The sequence below is a fragment of the Natrialba aegyptia DSM 13077 genome (assembly GCF_000337535.1).
GTDB lineage: Archaea > Halobacteriota > Halobacteria > Halobacteriales > Natrialbaceae > Natrialba > Natrialba aegyptia.
The window spans coordinates 1-1,945 of record NZ_AOIP01000066.1 but is presented as its reverse complement, the minus strand read 5'-3'; the positions used below and the strand labels follow the sequence as shown (position 1 = coordinate 1,945).

1 protein-coding gene is annotated in these 1,945 nt (G+C 64.2%); it reads left to right on the top strand.

All coding sequences use genetic code 11. The features are described 5' to 3' along the window. Positions 1 to 968: 968 nt before the first annotated feature. Entirely contained in the window at positions 969 to 1,787 is an 819-nt protein-coding gene (locus tag C480_RS21955) for a rolling circle replication-associated protein (protein ID WP_004045523.1), read from the top strand. Positions 1,788 to 1,945: the final 158 nt, after the last annotated feature.

Here is a 1,945-nt window from a genome sequence, read left to right as displayed (position 1 = left end):
GGTCCCACCGCGAGGTGAGAGGTGCCGGGTGGGGTCCCCCTAGACACCGTTATAGGTCCCTGTGGTGGGTGGTGGGGTCGGTTCGATTTTCGGCGACCCTTGCGCCGTCCTGCGATTAGGGAGCGGAGGGGCGAGTGATTGTGGTGGGAGAATCGCAAGACGGCGGTAAGTTGTGGCGGTTCAGACAGGGGTATCCTTACGCCGTCCTGCGATTGTACGGATAGGGCCGGGATTCGACAGGGGGAAGAATCGCAAGACGGCGGTAAGTTGTGATGGGTGATACTCCGGGGCGATCGGCGACCCCTGCGCTGTCATGCGGTTTCGGGTTCTGTCTGGCTATGGTTAGAACTGCTAATAACAATATGTGGGCGTGTTGGTAGTATCGGGATAGGTAGATGTTCTGCCGGGGTGAAAGGTCAGTATTCTTTAAGGGGCTAGTCGTTCTCGTCGCAGTCAAAGCTACGCAACGTGAGTGAATGCCCGGAGAAGGCCCGGGCGACGGACGATTCCACCGGACGCGATTTGTGGCAGAATCGCCCGGTGGAAACCTCTTGGCCGGAGGGTTCGTCCTCGCTCTGTCCTCTCTCAGCCGAGTCAGTAAGTGTTTCGACGGTTCACGGAAACGCTCGGTCTGGACGACTAAGCGCCGATCCACCGCAAGGATCGGGCGATCTTGATTTGCCCGAGAGCCGGCGTACCCGGCTCGAGGGCCGCCCGATCCGCACGCCCCCGACCGGCGGGAGGGGGCTATCTTGTGCGGTGGCGGTGCGGCGGCGGTGCGGTCTTTACTCGACGCTAGTTAGAACAACTCAAGAGCCGCTATGCTTCGCCAATTCAGGCGTTCCACCGTGCGGTGCGGTAGAAGACGTGCCGGTGGCTATGGTGCGGTGCGGTGCCACCGGCTCGTCTTCGTCGCGGTCGTCGGATAGTGCCGCCCCAGCTGGGCCGGACGTGCTGTCGGGCCACTCGTGGAGCAGCTCGCGATCGCGTCGGTCGGGGTGGTCGGAGTGAGCGCGGATCCCGTCGACGGCGAGGTCGAGTTGGATGAGCAGTCACGGCTCGGTCGGGACTGGGATTGCGGGCCGGATCGGGAGCGGCCGGACTGCCGGAAGGACTTGGCGCACCTGAAGTACCAGACAGAATCGGGGGAACAGGCGTCGTACCGTTGCGGTTCGTGGGACTGCGAGTGTTGCGGCCACCGGCTGAGGATGGGACTGATCGAGGAGATAGAACGGATCACGGAGGAGCGCCCGGAGATGCGTCGGTTCCTGACGCTCACAGTGGACCGCAGAGCGCCCGCGTCGAAGGAGGAGAAGCACGAGTACATCACCGATCGGTGGAACGCGCTGAGGACGGAACTGAGGGACCGCTATCCAAACCTGTCGTATCTGTGGGTGCGGCACGAGGGAGACGAGCGGGACCGGCCGCACCTGCACCTGCTCGTGGATCGGTTCCTGCCGCAGCGGGAACTGTCGCAGTTGGCCGAGCGCGTCGGCCTCGGCCGGGTGGTGGACATCCGGCGGGTGGACGCACGGAACGCGGCGCACTACATCAGTGCGTACCTCGGTCGTGGCTCGCTGTCGTTCCTGCCGTCGGGGTCGCGGCGGTACGGATCTAGCGCCGACGTCGATCTCGATCCACGCGATCCGGGCGGCGACGATCGTGACGGCAGTGCGCTCGAGGAGGACTGGTCACTGATGGCGTGGGATCCGATCGTCGAGGACTGGGTGTCGGCTGCGTCGGGAGACTTCCGGCGCGACGAGGATAGAGGACCGCCACCAGACTAGATCGGTCGGTCCCACCGCGAGGTGAGAGGTGCCGGGTGGGGTCCCCCTAGACACCGTTATAGGTCCCTGTGGTGGGTGGTGGGGTCGGTTCGATTTTCGGCGACCCTTGCGCCGTCCTGCGACTGTCTCTTATACACATCTCTGATGGCGCGAGGGAG